Annotated in this window: 13 protein-coding genes; 2 read left to right on the top strand and 11 right to left on the bottom strand. The window is 49.7% G+C overall.

The features are described 5' to 3' along the window. The 6 genes from folC to fabB all read right to left on the bottom strand — a co-directional run bounded on the left by folC (position 1) and on the right by fabB (position 8901). Positions 1–1284 (bottom strand): bifunctional tetrahydrofolate synthase/dihydrofolate synthase, encoded by a 1284-nt coding sequence (gene folC, locus JYB87_RS07090; RefSeq protein WP_207356174.1) that lies wholly within the window; start codon positions 1282–1284, stop codon positions 1–3. Positions 1285–1320: 36 nt separating this feature from the next. Then, positions 1321–2103, bottom strand: a complete 783-nt coding sequence (truA, locus tag JYB87_RS07085; protein WP_207356173.1) for a tRNA pseudouridine(38-40) synthase TruA — start codon at positions 2101–2103, stop codon at positions 1321–1323. A 136-nt stretch (positions 2104–2239) separates the two neighbouring features. Further along, complete coding sequence (locus JYB87_RS07080; RefSeq protein WP_207356172.1) at positions 2240–5197, bottom strand: FimV/HubP family polar landmark protein; 2958 nt, start codon at positions 5195–5197, stop codon at positions 2240–2242. 174 nt (positions 5198–5371) lie between these two features. Next, positions 5372–6388, bottom strand: a complete 1017-nt coding sequence (locus JYB87_RS07075; protein WP_207356171.1) for an aspartate-semialdehyde dehydrogenase — start codon at positions 6386–6388, stop codon at positions 5372–5374. Then, on the bottom strand, positions 6389–7516 hold the full coding sequence (locus JYB87_RS07070; RefSeq protein ID WP_207356170.1) for a 4-phosphoerythronate dehydrogenase: 1128 nt from the start codon (positions 7514–7516) through the stop codon (positions 6389–6391). It lies immediately after the preceding gene. A 170-nt stretch (positions 7517–7686) separates the two neighbouring features. Further along, positions 7687–8901, bottom strand: coding sequence for a beta-ketoacyl-ACP synthase I (fabB, locus tag JYB87_RS07065; protein ID WP_207356169.1), 1215 nt, complete (start codon positions 8899–8901; stop codon positions 7687–7689). Between the two features lie 163 nt (positions 8902–9064). Between fabB and mnmC the strand changes: the two genes are divergently transcribed. Beyond that, positions 9065–10975 (top strand): FAD-dependent 5-carboxymethylaminomethyl-2-thiouridine(34) oxidoreductase MnmC, encoded by a 1911-nt coding sequence (gene mnmC / locus JYB87_RS07060; protein WP_207356168.1) that lies wholly within the window; start codon positions 9065–9067, stop codon positions 10973–10975. A gap of 98 nt (positions 10976–11073) precedes the next feature. Here mnmC and JYB87_RS07055 read toward each other — a convergent pair whose 3' ends face one another. From JYB87_RS07055 to prmB, 5 genes are read right to left on the bottom strand one after another with little or no spacing between them, the layout of a single operon-like run. Beyond that, the gene (locus tag JYB87_RS07055; RefSeq protein ID WP_207356167.1) at positions 11074–11343 is read right to left on the bottom strand and encodes a YfcL family protein; all 270 of its coding nucleotides are present in this window, start codon (positions 11341–11343) and stop codon (positions 11074–11076) included. 3 nt (positions 11344–11346) lie between these two features. Next, a complete protein-coding gene (locus tag JYB87_RS07050) occupies positions 11347–12486 on the bottom strand; it encodes an ATP-NAD kinase family protein (RefSeq protein WP_207356625.1) in 1140 nt (379 codons plus the stop codon). A gap of 14 nt (positions 12487–12500) precedes the next feature. Beyond that, entirely contained in the window at positions 12501–13685 is a 1185-nt protein-coding gene (locus JYB87_RS07045; protein ID WP_207356624.1) for an MFS transporter, read from the bottom strand. An 11-nt stretch (positions 13686–13696) separates the two neighbouring features. Continuing rightward, a complete protein-coding gene (gene aroC, locus JYB87_RS07040) occupies positions 13697–14791 on the bottom strand; it encodes a chorismate synthase (protein ID WP_207356166.1) in 1095 nt (364 codons plus the stop codon). A 50-nt stretch (positions 14792–14841) separates the two neighbouring features. Then, positions 14842–15786 carry a 50S ribosomal protein L3 N(5)-glutamine methyltransferase gene (prmB, locus tag JYB87_RS07035; protein ID WP_207356165.1) on the bottom strand — a complete coding sequence of 315 codons (945 nt, stop codon included), beginning with the start codon at positions 15784–15786 and terminating at the stop codon, positions 14842–14844. Between the two features lie 81 nt (positions 15787–15867). Here prmB and smrB point away from each other — a divergent pair, with 81 nt between their 5' ends. Continuing rightward, on the top strand, positions 15868–16398 hold the full coding sequence (smrB, locus tag JYB87_RS07030; protein WP_207356164.1) for an endonuclease SmrB: 531 nt from the start codon (positions 15868–15870) through the stop codon (positions 16396–16398). The last annotated feature ends 92 nt before the right edge of the window (positions 16399–16490 follow it).

Here is a 16490-nt window from a genome sequence, read left to right as displayed (position 1 = left end):
CTATTCCTTTCCGATAGTTTGCACAACTTCCTTAAAACCAGACACAGTGTAAAAGGAGCCAAACACGATTACCACATCTTCTTGGCTAAGTTTGGGGGTAAGTGCACGCCAAGCCGCAGAAAAATCATCAAATAAGCTGACATTTTGCTCGGCAGGTAACGCTTGGTACAACTCTTGAGCGGTAGCACCGCGCTCAGTATCAATAGTGACCAGCGACCATTGCTGCACTAAGGGCGCCATAACACTCAACACGCCCTGTATATCTTTATCCTTGAGCATACCGCAAATTGCATAGCATTGGCGGCCTTGCAGCAACGCTGCCAGTTGTTGCGCCAAATAACGCGCAGCGTGTGGATTATGCGCTACATCTAATATCACCAACGGCTGCTCAGAAAAATGCTCCATGCGGCCTGTTAGGGTCGCTTTTGCTAAGCCGGTCTGAATCGCCGTCAACGGTAAATCGGGCAGTAACTGTTCCAAAATCGCCAGCGTGGTCGCCGCATTTGGCAATGGCAGTTGTGGCAGCGGCAGTTGGGAAAAGTGCCAATGCTCACCATCAAACTGCCAGCCATCGCCAAGCTGTTGGTAGTTGAAAGAGAGTCCAACCGCTTTAATAAATGCGCCTTTGGCATGAGCCACTTCGTTCACAGTGGCGGGCATGTTAGGTTCGCCAACAATGGCCGGGCAACCGAAGCGAAAAATCCCAGCTTTTTCATAGCCGACTTGCTCGCGGGTGTTGCCTAAAAATGCCTGATGATCAAGGTCAATCGAAGTCACTGCACTGATATCGGAATCGACAATATTGGTGGCATCTAACCGACCACCAAGCCCAACTTCGAGGATCACCACATCCGGTTGCTGTTGTTTAAACAATACCAACGCCGCCAAGGTACCAAATTCAAAGAACGTCAGCGATGTGGCCCCGCGCGCCTGTTCAATCTGCTCAAATGCCGCCACTATGGCGGCATCATCCACGTCTTGGCGATTGATGCGAATACGCTCGTTATAGCGAATAAGATGCGGGGAGCTGTAGACACCCACCGAGTAGCCCGCGGCCAGCAGGATCTCTTCTAACATACGGCAGGTGGTGCCTTTGCCATTGGTGCCACCGACGGTAATCACTTTACTGGTTAAGCTAATTACCCCAAGTTGCTGCGCAACCTGTGTAACGCGTGCTAAGCCCAAATCGATTTCACGCGCATGCAGCGCTAATTGATAATCGAGCCATTGGGCAATATCGGCGTTGGCAGCTGGCGCCTGCAGCGTTGAAACATCTTGAGTCATGAATAATCCTTGCGACAACGTCTTGTATCTAACCGCTTATTCTAGGAACAACGGGCCTAATGGCGGCTTGGGCAAAGCAAACTGCTCAGGATACGTCACGTCAACTAAATAAAGACCATGAGGTTTGGCGGTGGCTGCGGCTTTAGTACGGTCTTTCAGTGCGAGCACATCGGCAATCCATTGCTCTTCTTGGTTGCCATAACCCACTTCTAATAACGAACCGACAATATTGCGCACCATATGATGTAAAAATGCGTTGGCCGAGATATCGACAATTACAAAATTACCACGACGACTGACATCAACACGATGCACGTTACGAAATGGGGTGCGAGACTGACATTGCACCGCACGAAAACTGGTAAAGTCATTCTCACCTAACAGATGCTGTGCGGCGCGGTGCATCCGTTGCTCATCTAGTTCACCGTGATAATGGCTGACGCCATGGCGCAAAATACCGGGGCGATAGTTATGGTTATAAATGATGTAGCGATAACGGCGTGCGGTGGCAGAGAAACGCGCGTGGAAACTATCGTCAACCACTTTCGCCCAACGTACCGCGACGTTATCAGGCAGATTGGCATTTACGCCCAGCGTCCAAGCACCGATATTTCGTTCCGCTTGCGTGTCGAAGTGCACCACTTGGCCGGTGGCGTGAACACCTGCATCAGTACGGCCAGCACACTGTACCTCAATCGGTTCATCGGCAATTTTTGATAACACTCGTTCTAAGTGCCCTTGCACCGATTCTACTTCTGATTGTCGCTGCCAACCGTAAAAACCATTGCCGTCATACTCGACGCCTAACGCAATCCGCATGCTTGCCCCCATCATTACTAATGGTGGCGGATTCTACCACAGCCATGGCGCAGAGGCCGCAGTTAATCACGGCATTCACTCAATTTTGGGCATAAAAAAACGGCACTTAAAAGTGCCGTTTTTTCAATCCAAGCGGTTAACCAATCTCTTTCAGTAGATTCGCAGCTTCCTCTTGCTGACGCGCATTACCGTCAGCTTGAACTTCCTGCAATAGCGCTTTAGCACTGTCGCTGTCTTCAATTTCGATATACGCCCGCGCCAGATCCAATTTGGCATTGACTGAGTTTTCCTCGTCGTCCACATCCACCATATCGGCGCCACTCATTAGCGAATCGATATCGCCTACATCGACGTCCAGTGATTTATAAAGATCGCCATCATCATCTGACTCATCAGCGTCATTGAGTAAACGGTCGATATCAATAAAGCCGTTCTCTTTCTGGAAATTTGCCAGATCACTTTCAGACACCGGCTTCACTGGTCGCTTAGACAATTCTTCAGAGTCCAGTGCCGCAAGGGCTTCATCCACTGTCAGCCGTGGTACATCGTCTGGTTCATCATCCACCAGCGACAATTCAAAACTTTCTTCCTCTTCTACCAGTGGCTGCTCAGCAGAGAACTGCTTTAACAGGTCATCATCACTGAGCGATAACCCCGCTGACTCATCTAAGCTCTCCAGCAATTCATCGGCATCTAACCCAGCACTCTTTGGGCCTTTAAGATCGTTAAAGAATCCTGAGTCTTTGGCGCGCGCCGACTTACGCTCTTCCGCTTGTGATAGCTCAGCTAACAGATCATCTAAGTTTTCATCTTCGGCGGGATGATCAAATTCATCTTCCAAAGAAAAATCAAAATCATCAGTGTCGTCGTCAGTTGCGGTATCAGGCTCTGCAGCGGTCTGTTCCAACTGCGCCAATAAGGCATCAGCATCGAGCTCATCAACACTGTCCAGCGTCTCATCATCGGTTAACTCAACGGTAAGCTCATCTTCGAGTTCAATCTCATCCGTTGCTGTATTAGCGCTATCCACTGCAGCGCTGCTTTCAAGCTCAGCTAACAAGGCATCAGTATCAAGCTCATCAAAGTCACTGACGTCATCTTCAAGCGAAAGTTCAGCAGCGATTTCATCCGTCAGATCATCCGCGCTGGCCGACGCACCATCTAATTCCGCCAACAGTGAATCCGCATCTAACTCATCGGCACTGTTGTCTACATCAGCTAACTCAGCAGCAATTTCATCACTGAGATCTTCTGCTATTGGCTCAGCTTCAAGTTCGGCAAGTAACGCATCTGGATCGAGTTCATCGGCAGTGCTCACCAGCGCGCTTTCTTCATCCAGAGCGGCGGCGATTTCATCGCTTAAGTCTTCTGGCTGTGGTTCAGCAGCGAGTTCGGCCAACAGCTTATCTGGATCTAACTCTTCTACGTCATCATCTTGTTCCAATTCAGCCGCAATCTCATCAGCCAAATCAAAATCATCAATGTCGGTCTGCGCACTCGGTAAATCGGCTTCGAGCTCGGCGAGCAATGCATCAGGGTCAAAATCTTCGCTATCAGCGGTTGTCGTTGCACTTTCGGTATCTGCTTCTAATTCGGCCAATAACGCATCGGCATCAAAATCATCCGCGTCAGTGTTATCTTCGAGCGCAGCCAGTAGCTCATCCGCATCGAGCCCGTTGAATTCATCTGCTGGTGCTTCGTCGTCATCCAACCGCACCACGTCATCGTCAGCGCCACCGAAATCATGCTCAAAAGCGGCGGCAACATCATCCGGCAGCGACTCACTTAACGATGGCTCGTCATCCAATCCGTCCAATAAGGACTCAAAATCATCATCAGCTTTAGCAGAACCTGATGCTTCACCGCTTTGTTCACCGATGGCTTCTGCCCACAGCGCATCAAGCGACTGACCTTCTTCATCATCCAAATGTACGGCATTCTCATCATCGCCATCATCGATAAACATCTCATGGGCGATGTCCATCTGACTTGCATCAGATTCAAGCTCTTGTTCAGGCTGGAGCTCAATATTGTCGACATCAAACAGATCATCTAATGAGTCGTGGATCACTTCAGCGTCTTCGAGCTTGATGTCATCATCAACCACAAAATCCACTTCATCCATGGCCGCTGCAGCGGTAGCCGATGCCGCTAATGGAGCAGCTGTTGCGGCAATGGCGGCGGCACGCTTACGGCGCATAAACAACCAGCCACCCAAGCCAAGTAATAATGCAGGTAAACCGATCATTGCAGTCAGCAGCAGCGGGTTATTGTCTATACTGCGCCAAGTGTCATCGGGCATTTCAACCGTCTGCGTCTCGGCCTCAGGCGTGGCTACAGGCTCGGTCGGTGCTGGCTCAGCAGGTGTAGTAGACTTTACTGCCTCAGTTTGAGCGGCGAGTTCCTGCTGTAGCTGTGCAAGTTGTAACTTAGTGGCGGTTAACTGTTCTTCGAAAAGAGATAGACGTTCTTCAAGCGCTTTATTTTGCGTATCTAAGAGTTGGCGCTGAGTTTCAGATTCACTCAGACGAGTATTAAGTCCAGCAACCTCAGCTTTTAAGGCATCGTTTTCTTGCTGTAACTCAGCCATTTTTTGATTGGCGACTTTATCTACCGCGGGTTCGACCGGCTTAGCGACTGGTGCAGGTTTTGTGGCGGCAACGGGCTTTGCCGCTGCAGGCTGTGGATTAGGTGCCGCTGCCTTGCGATTCCAACTTTTATCATCCTGCTCGGCGCGTGCTCGGGCAAGGTTTAGCGGAATAGCCGCCATCACCTCTTTTGACGGGATCAGCAGGATCATGCCCCGTTCTAAACTGTTGTAATTATCGCTGGTAAAGGCTTGTGGGTTAGCTTCAAAAATTGCCGCCATAACCTGATAGATGGAGACGGTATCATCTGGACGGACTTTCTGCGCGATACTCCAGAAGGTGTCATTGACTGACGTTGGTCCATATTGCCTTACCTGCTGGCGGCTTTCTCCATTTGGACCGGTAACTTTTAAAACTTCGCTGTGGGCTGAAGGCACAGATAAATAAGCGCTAAGTGCCAAACAAATAGCCGAAAGGCCCACCAAGTAAGAAGTGCGAAAGTTCATCAACTATTCCCTTTCTAAGCTGACATTTGCCCATGAACGCTAGGCTTTAGGCATTTGTATTTATTGGGTTTACTATAAACCAGAAATCACTGCCCTGCTACTGTTCACAATTGTAAAACAAAAAAAGCCTGCGCGTGGCAGGCTTTCATCACATTTAGAATTAAATCAATGAGTTTAAAAATAATCGCGGATTAACAACTCACCAATTTGAACGCTGTTTAATGCAGCACCTTTGCGAATATTGTCAGAGACAACCCACAGGTTGATACCACATTCGTGAGAGATATCTTTACGGATACGACCAACAAATACTGGGTCTTCACCCGCTGCATTTGTTGCCGCCGTTGGATAATCGCTATCATCTTCAAACAACACAACACCAGGAGCATCACGCAGTAAGGCTTTGACTGACTCGGCATCAACCGGTTGTTGAGTCTCGATGTGTACCGCTTCAGAGTGACCGTAGAACACTGGTACACGGGCTGCTGTTGGGTTAACCAAAATTGAGTTGTCGCCGAAAATTTTCTGGGTTTCCCAGACCATTTTCATCTCTTCTTTGGTGTAGCCGTTATCCATAAATTTATCGATATGTGGCAACACGTTAAACGCGATTTGCTTTGGATAAACTTTTGGTTCTGACGGCAAACCTTGCAGCAATTTTGCAGTTTGACCGGCTAATTCTTCAATCGCCTTTTTACCCGTCCCTGAAACTGACTGATAAGTGGCTACGTTGATACGGCTGATACCAAAGTTGTCATAAATCGGCTTCAACGCCACCAGCATTTGGATGGTTGAGCAGTTCGGGTTGGCAATGATATTGCGGTTACGGAAGTCAGCAATGGCATGCGGGTTAACTTCAGGTACCACCAATGGAATGTCAGCGTCGTAACGGAAGTGTGAAGTGTTATCAATCACCACACAACCGGCATCGCCCGCAATGGGTGCCCATTTTGCGGACACGTCACCACCAGCAGAGAAGAAACCAATTTGCGCTTGCGTCCAGTCGAAGGTTTCCACGTCCAGTACTTCAACCTGTTTACCGTGGAACGTTACCGTGTTACCAGCACTACGGCTACTGGCGAGTGGGAACAATTTAGCTACCGGAAAGTTGCGCTGCTCGAGGATCTCGATCATGGTTTGACCAACGGCGCCGGTAGCGCCCAACACTACAACATTATATTCCTGCGACATTTAGCGAGTGACTCCTGAAAATCCAAGTTTGGAGAGACAATCTACCTCAGAACCATCAGCATTTACCAGTGCTAATGCGCTGAATTCTCGCCGATGGCGATGATTTTTTCTCATATTGTCAAATCCGTCAGGAATTTGGTGAATTTTCCTGAATTGACGGTCATCGTCGCGCAAATCATAGATAAAACGACACAAGCGCAATAACTCCGCTTGGTCTGGCGTTTGGTTGAGCGTGAGTGTTTGATACCAGTTCACCGGCAATAACTCAGTCAATGATTTGGTGGGCGATACCTGCAGCAACTCACACAAGGTTTGATACAGCATGTAGGTGCCAAGCGCCTTCCCTTCAAGGCTGTATCCGGCGATGTGCGGCGTCGCAATATCCACCAGCGGTACCAACTCAGCCAGCGGTTTTGGCTCACCTTCCCACACGTCAAGCGCCACCGGGAACGGCTGCGCCCGCAACTTGGCTAACAGCGCATGGTTGTCGACCACATCACCACGGCTGGCATTGACCAACCAACAGTCTGGTTTCATCAGCGCCAGCTTGTCAGCATCCAGCAGATGATAAGTAGCATGTTCACCTTGATGACTGATAGGCACATGTAAGCTAATGGCATCGGCTTCAGCCAGCAATTGCTCAAGCGTGACAAATTCGCGCGGGTCTTCGGTTTGTGCTAATAGCGGATCACACAGCAACACCTTAACGCCCCATGCCGTCAGGCATTTTGCCACGGCTGAGCCGGTGTTACCCGCGCCGATAATACCCACGGTCTTTTGCCGTAAATCAGCATGGTATTTGTCGGCGAGTTCCAGTAAGGCATTAAACACATATTCGCCCACAGAGGTAGCATTGCAACCGGGAGCGCTGGCGAACGGAATTCCGCGCGAGCCAAGATAGGCGTGATCGATATGATCAGTACCAATGGTGGCGCTACCAACAAATTTGAGTTGGGTGTTATTGGCCAACAGCGATTGGTTCACTTGGGTCACTGAACGCACCAACAACACATCGGCATCACTGACTTGCGCTGCCGAGAGGTGACGACCATTGAGCGCTACGATTTCACCGAAGTCCGCGAATAGTTCGCGTACAAACGGCATGTTTTCATCAACCACCAGTTTCATGAGGCGTCTTTGGGAATTGCAAAAGAGGGCCTAAATTCTAGCAAGATAGTCGCCGCTTGTCCTAGTCAGCATCGGCCGCCAAATCGTTTTTAAACGGTTGTTCAACTAAAAAATCGCCAATAAAAAAGGAAACCGTAGCTTCCTCTTTTCATCTCAGCCGTAATCACTGATTAGTCTTGGTATTTACGCATTACCAAAGTCGCGTTAGTGCCACCGAAACCAAAGCTGTTGCTCATTACAGTGGTCAATGCTGTTTCACGGTATTCAGTCACAATTGGTAAACCAACGGCAGCTTCATCTAAGTTGTCGATGTTGATTGATGGCGCAATAAAACCATTTTCCAACATGATCAAGCTGTAGATAGCTTCGTGAACGCCTGCGGCACCCAGTGCGTGGCCGGTCATTGATTTAGTTGATGCGATTGGTGGGATCTTATCACCGAAAACTTCTTTGATCGCTTCCAATTCACGTACGTCACCCACTGGCGTAGAAGTACCGTGAGTGTTGATGTAGTCGATTGGCGTATCAACATCTTGCATTGCCATTTGCATACAACGAGCAGCACCTTCACCGCTTGGCGCTACCATGTCGTAGCCGTCAGATGACGCGCCGTAACCTACCACTTCAGCGTAGATTTTTGCGCCACGAGCCAACGCGTGTTCCAGCTCTTCAACCACAACGATACCGCCGCCACCAGAGATAACAAAGCCGTCACGGGCTGCATCATAGGTACGTGAAGCTTTTTCTGGCGTGTCATTATATTTGAATGACAGTGCGCCCATCGCATCAAAGCCCATGGTCAGCGTCCAGTTAATCTCTTCTGCACCACCAGCAAATACCATGTCCTGTTTACCCATTTGAATGAGTTCAACCGCATGACCGATACAGTGAGCGCTGGTTGCACAAGCTGAGCTGATAGAGTAGTTCATACCCTTGATTTTGAATGGTGTTGCCAAACACGCACTTGCAGTGCTCGACATGATGCGCGGCACAATGTAAGGGCCAACACGTTTAACACCTTTGGTACGCAGCGTATCTGCTGCTTGTACTTGGTTAGCTGAAGACGCGCCGCCTGAACCTGCAATCAAACCTACACGTGGGTTTGAATATTGCTCTTCAGTCAGGTTAGCGTCGGCAATCGCTTCTTGCATCGCGATGTAAGCGTACGCAGCAGCGTCACCCATAAAGCGCAATGCTTTACGATCAATCAGTTCAGATGGATCGAGCTTAACGTTTCCCCAGACATGACTGCGAAGTTGCATCTCTTCAAACTGGGCTGAATGGGTGATGCCGCTACGGCCTTCACGCAACGATTCAGTCACTTCTTGTTTGTTATTACCGATACTTGAAACGACGCCAATTCCGGTGATCACGACTCTTTTCATGTTTTACTATCCATTCCGTACAATTGTGTACATTCAAATTTGCTGACGCAATGTTAGCTGTTTTGCTTCCCACAAGTGGTCAGCTTTCCATAACTCCGGCTAAAATGATGCCCATTTACGACAGCAATGTCACATTTAGCCTGATAAAACCTCGGTAGTTACTGTGCAAACAACTGAACACCCGCGATTTTCTGCCACTATTGCCTATTGCGGTATCACCGCGATAAAAACGCTATTTGATGAGATTAGCGCCGAAACAGCAAGTATTCACGGCTATCGTCTGCTGTTTTTATCGGCAAACGATACGGCGCCATCAGCCTTGCAGCAACAGCTACTGCAGCAGCTTGCGCAATTAGCCAGCGATCCAAGCACCGACGAGCTGAAACTTGCCATCTCACAGATGAGTGCCGATGCCCTTATCACTGGGCAGCGCTTTATTCATAAACAACTGTGTATTGATATCTACCCGCAGCTCAGCAGCGAACACCTCAAACAGCGACTGATCCCGTTTGCCTCAATTGGGCATTGGGATTTATCCCACACCGATTGCAACACCTTCGCAACCGCCACCATTTGGCAAATGGCCTTACTCAGTATAACCGCTGCCACGGTAAAGCTGGCAGCAAACGTCAGTGCCGCATTACAACAGCAAATCGTGACAGCGGGATTTCAACTAAACAAAAGTAATGCGGGCTCTGGTAGTGAAATACCTTTGATGACGTGTGCTTCAGCACCGAATGACAGCGAAATCGTGCAGCAAGAAAAATCAGCCTTAGCAAACAAGGCGCTGCAGACGAGGATGCCGTTTCCGGTGTTTGTGGTTCCGTCGACTTTAGCCAATGACCCCGTTGCCATCATCGGTGCTGGCGTTGCCGGTAGCCAACTTGCGCTATCGTTAGCAGAAAAAGGCGTTGCCAGTCAGGTATTTTGTGCTGATGCCGAACCTGGGGTTGCGGCATCTGGTAATCGCCAAGGTGCGCTTTATCCGCTACTAACGCCAGAAGACTCAGTGCAAAACCGCTTTTTCGTGCAGGCATTCGAATATAGTCGCCAGCGCATAGCCGCCCTCGCCCGCAGCCAGCCTGAGCTTGCACATGCGTTTTGTGGTGTGTTGCAAACCGGCTTTGATGACCGTAGTCGCCAACGACTGGCAAAAATTGCGAATGGGCAAAGCTGGTCAAACGCGGTACTGCAGTGGAAATCTTCCGCCGACGCAAGTGCGATTGCCGGGTTACCCATTCATGAAGAAGCTATCTATTACCCCAATGGTGGTTGGGTATGCCCTAAACAACTGAGCCAACTTGCGCTGCTGCAGGCGCAGGCATTAGGCTTTTGCCGCCTCACCACTAAATGCCATATCGATAAGATTGAATCGACACCAGCGGGGTGGATGTTAACCAGTGGCGAGTATCAATTCGGCCCGTTTAAGCGACTGGTGTTAGCCAACGGTGCGGGCGTGACCGAACTGCCACAATTGCAGGCGTTACCGATTTCGCCATTTCGCGGCCAAGTTTCAGAAATTGACACTAATCCCACGCTATCGCAACTTAGCACTGTGATATGCGCCAAAGGCTACCTGACGCCAGCGTGGCAACAGCAGCATTGCCTTGGCGCGACCTATGTGAAAGGCGATCGAAACTGCGATATTCGCGCCAACGAGCAGCAAGATAACCTCGACAAACTCAAACTCAGCTATCAAGCGCATGATTGGGTTGAACAGATTGACAAGGGGGAACGTGCGCGCGTGGGCATCAGGATGGTAACTCGCGATCATTTACCTATGGTCGGGGCGGCGCCTGACGTAACCGCCATTTTTGCCAAAGCCGACAGTCTCGGCCCCACGCCGGAAAGCATCGCTGAGTGGGAAGCACAACCTGCGCCGGTTTTGACCGGGCTTTATCTGCTGGCTGGACTTGGCTCTCGCGGCATCTGCAGTGGCCCATTGGCAGCGGAGATGTTGGCCTGTGAACTAACGCAGCAACCTATGCCAGTGAGTCTTGAAGTGCAACAAGCATTGAGTCCGAACCGTATGTGGCTGCGCAAACTGCTCAAAGGCCGTGCCATTAGTCTTTGACCGTTAGTTCGTTCACTGCTTCACAGTAATGAATTTAACGCGCCAAAAAACGAAAACCCTGCATTGCAGGGTTTTTAAGTCAATAAACCACAACTCGCTTAGGCACTAAGACGTTGTTGCAACTCTTGCCACGCATCAGCAACTAAACGGTAATCGTGGTCTTCTAACTCTTTGGCGGCCAACTTTAAACATTGCTGCATTTTTTCCGCTAATGCGGCAGCGCTATGGTCGTCTTCGGCTTCCAATTCTGCCAACACCACGGCGAAATGGCCTTGAAGATAGCCACTTGCAAATAAAGCGTCATCATCGCCCTTCGCCACGATTTCGCCAATCCACTGCTCTAATTGCAGATCATACTGTTCCAACATGTGTCACTCCGCTAAATCCGGATTGGCAACCCGATACATCACATAATCTCGGTATCCGGTCACAATACGATAGTAGCCGCTCATTTCGGCATCCAATTCAGGGTCGCCACTATCCACGATTAATGGCCGACCTTCAAGTGCTTTCAACTTAGTTTTTGTTGCCACAATAATGATATTGTCTTTGCCCAATTGGCGGATCAGCGCGGGCGACAGCTGCTGGTTACCGCGCCCAAGAATATGCCCTTGGCCGCCAATCAAGGTAATGACCAATTTAGCAGGTTTGCCGCTGGTCGCCTCGAGCAACTCACTGGAGGTTAAATCCCGGCCAATCAGTTTCCGGTCTTCAACTAAGTCAACGCCGAGCAAGGTATTGGCAAGCCCCAGCTCGTCCATGATGGCGGCAACCGTAGAACCAGAGCCGATGATATACAGCTCATCTTCCATGGTATCGATAACATCAGCGGCAATATCGGCTAATACCAATTCATCGACCTCGCGGCCGCCCATTTTCACAGCCTGAATATATCGTGGCTCTGCCGGCACCAGCATCTCACCAAAACGGCGCGCCTTGACTGTACCGCCGCGAAAAGCCGCTTCGTCGATATCCATTACATCCGCCTGCATTAGGCGAACCAATTCGCCTTTAAGCAGCATATCAAGCACTTTGCCGGCAGCGTGCGGGGTGATGGCGTACACACCCGAATGGATTTTCACCCCGGCAGGAACACCCAGCACCGGCTGTGTTTCAGCGACGACACTAAAAACATCGCGCGCAGTACCGTCGCCCCCGACAAACACCAATAAGTCGAGTGTTTGTTCCGCAAATGCGCGTACTGCTGCTTGTGTATCCTCCGCAGTAGAAAACTCAGTATCGGCGGCATAAAGCACCCGCGTGTCGAACCCAAGTTCTACGGCCACCCGCTCGCCCAATTCACCGGCGGCGGTGTAAACCACCAATTTATCGGCATAATGCTGCAAAGCTTGTAACGCTTGACTGGCACGCGATGGCGCTTTAGGTTCAGCACCGCGCGCCAACGCTTCTGCGGCAACGCCATCACTGCCTTTTAACGCCACGCTGCCACCTAAACCGGCGAACGGATTAATAATCAATCCTAAGCGAAATTTTTGGGTTTCAGAGTTCATCATCTCTCTCCGAACTAGCTGCCGTTAGCAGTCTCAACCATACATGCGCGAGTTGGGATAAAATACACCGCAACCATTGCGGCAATCGAACACAGTGCCGAAAACAGCCAAACATACGCGGCGCCTGAACCATCGCCCCAAATATGGCCGCTGATCCAATTGCCTAGCGCTCCGCCTAAGCCAAAACTCATACTGGCGTAGAGTGCTTGGCCTTTACTGGCATGCTCCTTACTGAAATTCCGATGCACAAACTGAATTGATGCCGCATGCACTAAGCCAAAAGTAAATGCATGTAAAATCTGGCTGGAAATCAAGGCCGGTAAATAGTCAGGCATGGTCGCAACCAAACACCAGCGAATCGCCGTCATCGCCATACTGAACATCAACAGCAGTTTAAGATTAAATTGCTTGAGTAAACGCGGCACAAGCATAAACATAAAGATTTCAGCCACTGCGCCCATCGCTACAAACACCCCAGCCATGGTTTCGCTATAGCCGACTTTCTTCAAATAGAGCACGAAAAAACCATAGAAAGGTCCAACGCCGGCTTGTAACAGCAAGGCCGAGAGCAAAAACAGCACAATCGCACGATTAAACTTTAATGGGGATTTAACCGCGGCACTGGCATCTTGGTTGGTTTGACGACTGGAGGGTAACGGCATCGAGCAGACAAACAACCCTGAAAACAGCGCCAGCCCGACCCACAGCACCATTTCGGCGCCCCACTGGCTAACCAACCAACCGGTGATGACCACCCAAATGATGTAACCCACACTGCCGTAACTGCGAATAGCACCATAGCGATGAGCATTAGCGCCCAAGGTGTCGAGGGTTAACACCTCAACTTGTGCCAGAATTGCGTTCCAAAAGAAGGTGTAAAAGGTCAAACTTGCGACCAAATACCAAAAGCCGCCGTCATAGAAGAAACTTAGATAGCCGATAGCTGCGGTGAAACTGCCTAACTTAACCAGTTCCGCCCGCAAACCATTACGGTCAGCAACCATTGCCCATAGATTGGGGGCAATGATGCGCGTGCCCATAAAAATGGCCATCAGAAAGCCAATTTCAGCGGCGTTGTAACCTCGATGTTCAAAGAACAACCCAAGGTACGGAATTAACGCGCCTAAAATCGCGAAGTAGAAAAAATAACAGCCGGAGAGCCAACGCAGTGGCCCTCCGGCAGCAAATGAACTCGACATCATGGGTGTGACTAACGCATTCCTAAAACAGGGGTTGGACTTTTAACGTCAATATTTTGTGCGCGATGGCGTAGCAGATGGTCCATCAATACTATCGCTAACATCGCCTCCGCAATCGGCACCGCACGAATACCGACACATGGGTCATGACGTCCTTTGGTCACCACTTCAGTGGATTCACCTTGTACCGTCATACTTTCGCCGGGAATACTGATACTTGAGGTCGGCTTTAACGCCATATGCGCCACAATCGGTTGCCCAGATGAAATACCGCCCAGCACACCGCCCGCATGGTTGGATGCAAAGCCAGCAGGCGACATTAAATCGCGGTGCTCAGAGCCTTTTTGGGTGACAACCGCAAAGCCATCGCCAATTTCAACACCTTTGACAGCGTTAATCCCCATCAAGGCGTGCGCGATATCCGCATCAAGTCGATCAAATACAGGCTCGCCCAAACCGACCGGTACGTTGGTGGCGACCACAGACACTTTAGCGCCAACTGAGTCGTGCTCTTTACGCAAATCGCGCATGTAGCTATCTAACGCTTCAACTTTGCTCGCATCAGGAAAGAAAAAGTCATTTTTCTCAATCTGCGCAAAATCAATTGTCTCAGCACAGATAGGGCCTAACTGCGACAGGTAACCGTGGATTTCAATCCCAAACTGTTGCTTGAGATATTTTTTGGCCACCGCACCCGCGGCAACGCGCATTGCAGTTTCACGTGCCGAAGAACGGCCACCGCCACGATAATCGCGCAAACCATACTTTTGCTGGTAGGTATAATCGGCATGACCGGGGCGGAATTGATCTTTGATGTTGGAATAATCTTGGCTGCGCTGATCGGTATTGTGGATCAGCAGCCCTATAGAAGTACCTGTGGTTTTCCCCTCGAACACACCCGAGAGGATCTGTACTTCGTCAGGCTCACGTCTTGCAGTGGTATGACGTGAAGTGCCGGGACGACGGCGATCCAAATCATGCTGCATATCAGCTTCGGTCAATTCGAGTCCTGGAGGACATCCGTCAATGATGCAACCTAATGCCACACCATGGCTTTCTCCAAAGGTAGTTACCACAAAATTCTGACCTATGCTGTTTCCCGACATCGAGTATTCCCACCCCTTTATTTTATTGTGTTGTTATTGATTTCTCTTACTTAATCGTCACTACGATATTGCGCAAACAAGGATTGATGTTCAACCAGTTGATCACGTGTCAGCACAAATACGCCATCACCACCGCGTTCAAACGACACCCAAGTAAATGGCACTTCTGGAAATTGCTCCATCAAATGCACCATAGAATTACCCACTTCGACAACCAACATGCCGCTTTCAGTTAAGTAATCTGCCGCATTCGCCAAAATCTTTTTGGTCAAATCAAGGCCGTCATAGCCTGATGCCAAACCCAATTCAGGTTCGTGGTGATATTCCTCTGGCATATCCGCAATATCTTCCGCGTCCACATAAGGAGGGTTGGACACGATAAGATCGTATTGCGGCCCTTTTGGCAATGCTGAGAATAGATCTGACTGCATGGGATACACACGATCCATCACGCCCAGTGTTTCAATGTTGATTTGAGCCACTTCAAGCGCGTCTTCGCTGATATCCAGTGCATCGACTTCTGCATCTTCAAAAGTATAAGCACAGGCGATTGCGATACAGCCGCTACCGGTACATAAATCCAATACGCGATTAACGCGCTTGTTATAAAGCCATGGACTAAAACGATTTTCAATCATTTCAGCAATCGGTGAACGCGGCACAAGCACCCGCTCATCCACATAAAATTCAAGGCCGGCAAAATTAGCGCGATGGGTAAGATATGGCACAGGGATCCGCTCGCGAACGCGGCGAATAATCAACTCAACAATTTTATGTTTCTCGCTGCTAGTCAAATTAGCATGCAGCACTTGAGGGCCAATCTCTTCAGGCAGGTGTAACGAGTGAAAGACGAGTGAAATCGCTTCATCCCAAGCGTTGTCGGTACCATGACCGTAATATATACCCGCATCGTTAAAACGGCTTACAGCCCAACGCAACATATCAGCAATCGTCCGCAGCTCTGTGACCGCTTCATCAACAAAAATCTTGTCCAAAATACCACTCCGGCACGTTTATATCCGACCCATTGTAACTGAACTCTGTTCAGAATGAATAGAATTCAATAAAATGCCGCCATGAACAAAGAATTTGACGATAACGGCAGTGCCGAATTTGAAAAATTATTGCAGGGAGTCAAGCCGTTAGCGCAAGACACGCTGCATTTTCGGCCGCCTGTAAAATCTCGCCGCGACGTTGTTGAAAACAGCACGCGCCAGCAGGCGGAAGTGGTGTTTTCAGACATTTATCAGCCGTTGCTACCCAGTGACGCACCGATGCGCTGGAACCGTGATGATATTGACCCAATGGAAGTCAAACGCTTACGCCGTGGTGACTATGTGCCTGAATATCTGCTTGATCTTCACGGCATGCGCCAAGCTGAAGCCAAACGGGAAATCGCCGCGTTAATTCAGGCGTGCATTCGGCAAAATAGTCCGTGTTGCTGCATAATGCATGGGCACGGCACCGGCATCCTCAAACAGCAATTACCCATTTGGTTGGCACAACATCCTGACGTGAAAGCGTTTCACAAAGCGACTAAAGAATGGGGGGGAGATGCGGCTCTGCTGGTACTGGTAGAGGTGGCTGAACAGGAACATCGACGCTAAAAAGCAGTGTCAATGCTTGAACTTAGTGCTGGCGATAAGCAAGATAAACGTCCAATAAAGCAAAAGCACCTTGCGATGCTGTTTTTTGGGGG

The organism is Shewanella avicenniae, from assembly GCF_017354945.1.
Classification (GTDB): Bacteria; Pseudomonadota; Gammaproteobacteria; order Enterobacterales; family Shewanellaceae; genus Shewanella; species Shewanella avicenniae.
The sequence above is the reverse complement of the archived record's forward strand: the minus strand, read 5'-3'. Positions and strand labels throughout refer to the sequence as shown.

Coding starts and splice junctions, on each gene's coding strand:
- folC (WP_207356174.1), bottom strand. CDS start 1,284: ATGACTCAAGATGTTTCAACGCTGCAGGCGCCAGCTGCCAACGCCGAT.
- truA (WP_207356173.1), bottom strand. CDS start 2,103: ATGCGGATTGCGTTAGGCGTCGAGTATGACGGCAATGGTTTTTACGGT.
- JYB87_RS07080 (WP_207356172.1), bottom strand. CDS start 5,197: ATGAACTTTCGCACTTCTTACTTGGTGGGCCTTTCGGCTATTTGTTTG.
- JYB87_RS07075 (WP_207356171.1), bottom strand. CDS start 6,388: ATGTCGCAGGAATATAATGTTGTAGTGTTGGGCGCTACCGGCGCCGTT.
- JYB87_RS07070 (WP_207356170.1), bottom strand. CDS start 7,516: ATGAAACTGGTGGTTGATGAAAACATGCCGTTTGTACGCGAACTATTC.
- fabB (WP_207356169.1), bottom strand. CDS start 8,901: ATGAAAAGAGTCGTGATCACCGGAATTGGCGTCGTTTCAAGTATCGGT.
- JYB87_RS07055 (WP_207356167.1), bottom strand. CDS start 11,343: ATGTTGGAACAGTATGATCTGCAATTAGAGCAGTGGATTGGCGAAATC.
- JYB87_RS07050 (WP_207356625.1), bottom strand. CDS start 12,486: ATGAACTCTGAAACCCAAAAATTTCGCTTAGGATTGATTATTAATCCG.
- JYB87_RS07045 (WP_207356624.1), bottom strand. CDS start 13,685: ATGTCGAGTTCATTTGCTGCCGGAGGGCCACTGCGTTGGCTCTCCGGC.
- aroC (WP_207356166.1), bottom strand. CDS start 14,791: ATGTCGGGAAACAGCATAGGTCAGAATTTTGTGGTAACTACCTTTGGA.
- smrB (WP_207356164.1), top strand. CDS start 15,868: ATGAACAAAGAATTTGACGATAACGGCAGTGCCGAATTTGAAAAATTA.